Consider the following 6,874-nt stretch of genomic DNA (forward strand, 5'->3'; position numbering starts at 1 on the left):
TCGGCTCGCAGGGTAGCGGCGGCCCGACGCTGAACGCACCGCTCACCGGTTCCTCGTCGAATTCGGGAACGGGCGAGTAATCAGACTGTCCGTGTTGTAAGGCGGGCTGCGCGCCGCGCGTGGCGCCCGCCGGATTTCTCCGCTTGTCCCGCGAGGCGCGGCGCCTCGCCGTGCTGTCCGATTCCGCAGCCTGCCGCCGCTTTCGCCCGCATTGCCGCGGCGTGTCTGCGGGTGGTGTCTGCCCGTGTCTTTTTACGAACCCTCATCGTCATGAAAATTGCCATTGCTGGCGCATCGGGCCGTATGGGCCGCATGCTCATCGAAACAGTCCTTAACGATGCCGGTGCGACGCTGTCCGGTGCGCTGTGCCGCGCGGACTCCGCGCAGGCCGGGCAGGACGCCGGCGCGTTCCTCGGCAAGCAGACCGGCGTGCTGCTCACCGACGACATCGAGCGCGTCTTCGCCGAATCCGACTATCTGATCGACTTCACGCGCCCGGACGCCACGCTGCGCCACCTCGAAGCCGCGCAGCGCCACAACGTGAAAATGGTGATCGGCACGACCGGCTTCGATAACGAGCAGAAAGCACAGTTGCGCGCGGCGTCGGAGAAGATCGGCGTCGTGTTCGCGTCGAACATGAGCGTCGGCGTGAACGTCACGCTGAAGCTGCTCGAATACGCGGCACGCCAGTTCGCGACCGGCTATGACATCGAGATTATCGAGGCGCATCATCGTCACAAGGTCGATGCGCCGTCCGGCACCGCGCTGACGATGGGCGAAGTGATCGCCGACGCGCTCGGCCGCAATCTCGACGAATGCGCGGTCTACGGTCGCGAAGGCGTGACCGGCGAGCGCGATCCGTCCACGATCGGCTTCTCGGCGATTCGCGGTGGCGACATCGTCGGCGATCATACGGTGCTGTTCGCCGGCATCGGCGAGCGCATCGAGATCACGCACAAATCGGCGAGCCGGTTGTCGTATGCTCAAGGCGCGCTTCGTGCTGTACGGTTCCTCGAAGGCCACGCAACCGGCTTCTTCGACATGCAGGACGTGCTTGGCCTGCGTTGAGTGCGCTGAGTGCATTAAGTGCGCTCAGCGGGCGCGTGGCGCACGCCGGCGCGCGGCTTCGAGCGCGCTCCTGAAGTCACTTTCCTACGGCGAGGTCAGATGGCAGGCGGCAGCGGCATCATCCATTACCTGCAGACGAGCGACGCGATCACGCATGGCGTCGCGTACGTACTGCTGGCCATGTCGATCGCGAGCTGGTGCTTTCTGCTCGTCAAGAGCTGGTTCCTGACTCGCGCGAAACGCCAGGCCACGCGGGCGATCGCGCAGTTCTGGCAGGCGCCGACATTGTCCGAGGGCGTCGCCACGCTGCGCCGGGTGGATCGCGAGCGCGTGTTCGCGCCGCTCGCCGAAGCGGCACTGCATGCGGCCGAAGTCGACATTCCGGGCGCGCTGCTCGCGCGCGTCGAGCGTAGCGAACGGGTATTGCGGGCGCTGCGCCAGGCGCTCAACGCGTCGCAGCGGCGGCTCGAATTCGGCCAGGTGCTGCTGGCGTCGGTCGGCAGCACGGCGCCGTTCGTCGGCCTGCTCGGCACTGTGTGGGGCATCTATCACGCGCTCGGCAGCATCGCGGCGAGCGGCCAGGCGCAGATCGAAAACGTCGCCGGGCCGGTTGGCGAAGCGCTGATCATGACCGCGTTCGGTCTCGTCGTCGCGATTCCAGCCGTGCTGGCGTACAACGTGCTCGGGCGTCTCGCGCGGCAGTTGTCCGAGGAACTCGACGGCTTCGCGCACGATCTGCACGTCTACGTGTGTGCGCCGTCCGAGCACGTGCCGCCGCCAGTGCGCGCGCAGCAGGCGGCGCACGAAGCGCACCGCTGACGCGCGGCGGGCCGGGGCGCACCGCGGCTCGCGAAGGATCGCGGAAGCGCGTACCCGCTTCTGCAAGCTCGGGCAAGCCCGCGGACAGGCCCAGACGCAAGGAAGCACAAGGAGGCGATATGGCATTCGGCGGACTCGAGAAAAAGCAGGCGGCCGCGCCGATGGCCGAGATCAACATGACGCCGCTGATTGACGTCATGCTCGTGCTGCTCGTGATTTTCATCATCACCGCGCCGCTGTTTTCGCATGCGATCCGGCTCGATCTGCCGAAGGTCGCGGCGGCGCCCGCGCGTCAGACCCCGCAAACCATTTCCCTTTCGATCGACGCCGCCGGCCGGCTGTACTGGAACAGCCAGCCGATCACGCTCGCGCAGATGCGTGCGCAATTCGCCGAGGCCGGCAAGCAGACCGAGCAGCCGGAAATCCAGCTACGCGCCGAGCGCTCGACGCGCTACGAAGTGATCGCGCAAGTCATGGGCGCCGCGCAACAGGCGGGGCTCGAACGCATCGGCTTCGTGACCGATCCGCCGCCGCCCGCCGCGCAACGTTGACGAGCTGCGGCGTTCGATATGACGCCCAACGTGACGTCTGACCTGGCGTTCAAGGTCCGGCGCTTCGCGCCCGAGGCGAAGGCCGCTGCCCGCGTGCTCCTGCACCGCCGGCCATGCCGCGTTTGCGTCGGTGCGCGCGGCAATCCGAACCCCGCCGGACCCGCATGAATCTTTTGCGCCGGCGCGGTGCTCGCGATGCGGATGCCCCACGCCCGGCTCATACCCGGCTCACGCCCGCCGACCCGTGCGCCATGCCGCGCGGCGCGCCCGTCCGCGAACGGTATAATCAGCCCTTTCCCCGCGAAGGGGAAACGACGCGATTCCATCCAGTTCCATCCAGCAGAGCACCAGGCCGGTGCGAAAGCACCGAACCCAGCGATCCCATCACACCATGCACGAAAAATACGTTCCCTCCGACGTCGAAGCCGCCGCGCAAGGACAATGGCGCGCCATCGACGCCTACAAGACGACGGAAACCACCGACAAGCCCAAGTTCTACTGCGTCTCGATGCTGCCGTATCCGTCGGGCAAGCTGCATATGGGGCACGTGCGCAATTACACGATCAACGACGTGATGTACCGTTATCTGCGGATGAACGGCTACAACGTGCTGATGCCGATGGGCTGGGACGCGTTCGGCATGCCCGCCGAAAACGCGGCGATGGCCAACAACGTGCCGCCCGCGCAATGGACCTACGACAACATCGCTTACATGAAGAAGCAGATGCAGTCGATGGGCCTCGCGATCGACTGGTCGCGCGAAGTCGCGACCTGCAGCCCCGACTACTACAAGTGGAACCAGTGGCTGTTCCTGAAGATGCTCGAAAAGGGCATCGCGTACAAGAAAACCGGCACCGTCAACTGGGACCCGGTCGACCAGACCGTGCTTGCCAACGAGCAGGTGATCGACGGGCGCGGCTGGCGCTCGGGCGCGCTCGTCGAAAAGCGCGAAATCCCGATGTACTACATGCGCATCACGCAGTACGCCGATGAACTGCTGAACGATCTCGAAGGCCTCGGCTGGCCCGAGCGCGTGAAGATCATGCAGCAGAACTGGATCGGCAAGAGCTTCGGCGTGAACTTCGGCTTCCCGTACGAAATCGACGGCGAACAGAAGCTGCTGCGCGTGTTCACGACGCGTGCCGACACGATCATGGGCGTCACGTTCTGCGCGGTCGCCGCCGAGCATCCGCTTGCCACGCGCCTCGCGCAGGACAAGCCGGAACTGCAGGCGTTCATCGACGAATGCAAGCGCGGCGGCGTTGCCGAAGCCGACGTCGCGACGATGGAAAAGAAGGGCATGGCCACCGGCTTCTACGTCACGCATCCGCTGACGCAGGAGCAGGTCGAGGTGTGGGTCGGCAACTACGTGCTGATGAGCTACGGTGAAGGCGCGGTGATGGGCGTGCCGGCGCACGACGAGCGCGATTTCGCGTTCGTGAAGAAATACGGTCTGCCGGTCAAACAGGTGGTGGCGGTCGAAGGCAAGGCGTTCTCGACCGATGCCTGGGCCGAGTGGTATGGCGAGAAGACCGGCGCGCTCGTGAACAGCGGCAAGTACGACGGCCTCGCATACGACGCGGCGGTGGACCGCATCGCCGCCGACCTCAAGGCACTCGGCCTTGGCAACAAGCAGATTACGTGGCGTCTGCGCGACTGGGGCGTGTCGCGCCAGCGTTACTGGGGCACGCCGATTCCGATCATCCACTGCCCGACGTGCGGCGACGTGCCGGTGCCGGAACAGGACCTGCCCGTCGTGCTGCCGGAAGACCTCGTGCCGGACGGCACGGGCAACCCGCTCGCGAAGTCCGAAGCGTTCGTGAACTGCACGTGCCCGAAGTGCGGCGGCGCGGCCAAGCGCGAAACCGACACGATGGACACCTTCGTCGATTCGTCCTGGTACTTCTACCGCTACGCGTCGCCGGACGCGAAGACGATGGTCGACGAGCGTACCGATTACTGGGCGCCGATGGATCAATACATCGGCGGCATCGAGCACGCGATCCTGCACCTGCTGTACTCGCGCTTCTGGGCGAAGGTGATGCGCGACCTCGGTCTCGTGAAGTTCGGCGAGCCGGCCAGGAACCTGCTCACCCAGGGCATGGTGCTCAACGAAACCTACTACCGCGAAAACGACGCGGGCAAGAAGACCTGGTACAACCCGGCTGACGTGACCGTGTCGTTCGACGACAAGGGCCGCCCGGTCGGCGCGGTGCTCAATGCGGACGGCCAGCCGGTCGTGCTCGGCGGCGTCGAGAAGATGTCGAAGTCGAAGAATAACGGCGTCGACCCGCAGATGCTGATCGATCAGCATGGCGCGGACACCGCGCGTCTGTTCGTGATGTTCGCGGCACCGCCCGAGCAGCAGCTCGAATGGTCGGGCTCGGGCGTCGAAGGCGCGAGCCGCTTCCTGCGTCGCGTGTGGAACTTCGGTCATGCGAACGAAGCCGCGCTGCGCGCGGGCGGCCCGCTCGACGCCGCTCAACTGAACGACGCCGACAAGGCGCTGCGCCGCGAGATCTACAGCGTGCTGAAGCAGGCCGACTTCGACTATCAGCGCCTGCAGTACAACACGGTGGTATCGGCCGCGATGAAGATGCTCAACGCGCTCGACGGCGCGAAGGGCGCGCAGCCGGCCGTGCTGCGCGAAACCTACGGCGTGATGCTGCGCGTGCTGTACCCGGTCGTGCCGCACCTGACGTTCCAGCTCTGGCAGGAACTCGGTTATGCCGACGCCTTCGGCACGCTGCTCGACGCGCCGTGGCCGAAGGTCGACGAGAAGGCGCTGGAGCAGGCCGAGATCGAACTCGTGCTGCAGGTGAACGGCAAGGTGCGCGGCGCGCTGACGGTCGCGAAGGACGCGTCGCGCGAAGCGATCGAGCAGCAGGCGGCCGCGCACGAAATGGTCGCGAAGTTTAGCGAAGGCAAGGCGCCGAAGAAGATCATCGTGGTGCCGGGCCGTCTCGTGAACGTGGTCGTTTGACGGGCCACGATCTCATGCCGGCAGATGCGCGCCGCCCGTTTGGCGGCGTGTATCCGACCCGCGAATCCACAGCGAACCGGGAGCGAATGTGACTCGCAGATCGTTTTTGACGCTCGTTTGCAGCGTAATGATGTTGTCGGCCTGCGGCTTCCAGTTGCGCGGCCAGCAGGACTACGCGTTCAAGCGTCTCTATGTGGCCGGCGCGACGCCGGCGGCCGCCGCGCGGCTCACGCGCATGATCCAGGGCGGCAGCGACACGGTGGTGGTCAATTCGCCCGCCAACGCCGATGCGATCCTGCAGATCTCGCAGAACCGCAATATCAGCACGCTGACGCTGAATACGCTCGGTGTCGTCGCCGAGTATCAGCTGAATCTGCAGATGGGGTACACGCTGGTCGGCAAGGACGGCACGATCCTGATTCCGGGCAGTGTGATCGCCTTGAATCGCGCGATGACCTATAGCGACCAGTTCTCGCAGGCGAAGTCCGCCGAGTCCGACATTCTGTTCACCGACATGGAGAACGACGCGATCGATCAGTTGATCCGCCGTCTCGGCGTGGTGCGCTCGCTGCATCCGACGCCGGCCGAGGCCGTGCCAGCCGTCGCGCCGCGCGCGCCGCTGCCGCCGCCGCCGCTGTGAGCGGCGCGCCGTTCGTGATCGACCGTACTTCATCCATTCCGCTCACCGCCCGCCATGCAACTGCGACCTGACGCGCTCGAAACGCATCTCGCCAAAGGACTCGCCGGCCTGTACGTCGTGTACGGCGACGAGCATCTGCTCGCGCAGGAAGCGAGCGACCGGATTCGCGCGGCGGCGCGCGCGGCGGGCTTTACCGACCGCTCGGTGTTCACGGTCGAGCGCGGCTTCGACTGGAGTTCGCTGCTCGGCGCGAGCCAGTCGATGTCGCTGTTCGGCGACCGGCAACTGGTCGAGTTGCGCATTCCGTCGGGCAAGCCGGGCAAGGAAGGCGCCGACGCGCTGAAGGCGCTCGCGGCCGCCGTCAACGACGACGTGCTGACGATGATTACGCTGCCGCGCCTCGATGCGGCCACGCAGAAGTCCGCATGGTTCACCGCGCTCGCCGAGGCGGGCGTCGCGCTGAAGATCGATCCGGTCGAGCGCGCGCAATTGCCGAACTGGGTCGGCCAGCGGCTCGCGGCGCAGGGGCAGCGCGTCGCGGCTGGCGAAGAGGGGCGGCGCGCGCTCGCGTTCATCGCCGAGCGCGTCGAGGGCAACCTGCTTGCCGCACATCAGGAAATCCAGAAGCTCGGGCTGTTGTATCCGAGCGGTACGCTGAGCTTCGATCAGGTGCAGGACGCCGTGCTCAACGTCGCGCGTTACGACGTGTTCAAGCTCAACGAGGCGATGCTCGCGGGCGACGTCGGCCGGATCGCGCGCATGCTCGACGGGCTGCGCGGCGAGGGCGAGGCGGCGGTGCTCGTGCTGTGGGCC

The 6,874-nt window shown here is 66.3% G+C and carries 6 protein-coding genes; all 6 read left to right on the plus strand.

Going from position 1 to position 6,874, the window contains the following annotated elements:
- Positions 1–270 precede the first annotated feature (270 nt).
- Positions 271–1,068, plus strand: coding sequence for a 4-hydroxy-tetrahydrodipicolinate reductase (dapB, locus tag F3J20_RS31340; RefSeq protein WP_167040490.1), 798 nt, complete (start codon positions 271–273; stop codon positions 1,066–1,068).
- A 99-nt stretch (positions 1,069–1,167) separates the two neighbouring features.
- Positions 1,168–1,887: a MotA/TolQ/ExbB proton channel family protein gene (locus F3J20_RS31345; protein ID WP_167285803.1), complete on the plus strand. Its 720-nt coding sequence runs from the start codon at positions 1,168–1,170 to the stop codon at positions 1,885–1,887.
- A gap of 119 nt (positions 1,888–2,006) precedes the next feature.
- Positions 2,007–2,438, plus strand: a complete 432-nt coding sequence (locus F3J20_RS31350) for a biopolymer transporter ExbD (RefSeq protein WP_167040494.1) — start codon at positions 2,007–2,009, stop codon at positions 2,436–2,438.
- Between the two features lie 391 nt (positions 2,439–2,829).
- Positions 2,830–5,421 (plus strand): leucine--tRNA ligase, encoded by a 2,592-nt coding sequence (gene leuS / locus F3J20_RS31355; RefSeq protein ID WP_167285804.1) that lies wholly within the window; start codon positions 2,830–2,832, stop codon positions 5,419–5,421.
- An 88-nt stretch (positions 5,422–5,509) separates the two neighbouring features.
- Positions 5,510–6,061 (plus strand): LPS assembly lipoprotein LptE, encoded by a 552-nt coding sequence (gene lptE / locus F3J20_RS31360; RefSeq protein WP_205991097.1) that lies wholly within the window; start codon positions 5,510–5,512, stop codon positions 6,059–6,061.
- A 54-nt stretch (positions 6,062–6,115) separates the two neighbouring features.
- Positions 6,116–6,874: DNA polymerase III subunit delta (gene holA / locus F3J20_RS31365; RefSeq protein ID WP_167285805.1), on the plus strand; the 759-nt coding region annotated here is incomplete at its 3' end.

The organism is Paraburkholderia sp. Cy-641 (assembly GCF_011752945.1).
In the GTDB taxonomy this organism is placed as follows: Bacteria; Pseudomonadota; Gammaproteobacteria; order Burkholderiales; family Burkholderiaceae; genus Paraburkholderia.

Coding starts and splice junctions, on each gene's coding strand:
- dapB (WP_167040490.1), top strand. CDS start 271: ATGAAAATTGCCATTGCTGGCGCATCGGGCCGTATGGGCCGCATGCTC.
- F3J20_RS31345 (WP_167285803.1), top strand. CDS start 1,168: ATGGCAGGCGGCAGCGGCATCATCCATTACCTGCAGACGAGCGACGCG.
- F3J20_RS31350 (WP_167040494.1), top strand. CDS start 2,007: ATGGCATTCGGCGGACTCGAGAAAAAGCAGGCGGCCGCGCCGATGGCC.
- leuS (WP_167285804.1), top strand. CDS start 2,830: ATGCACGAAAAATACGTTCCCTCCGACGTCGAAGCCGCCGCGCAAGGA.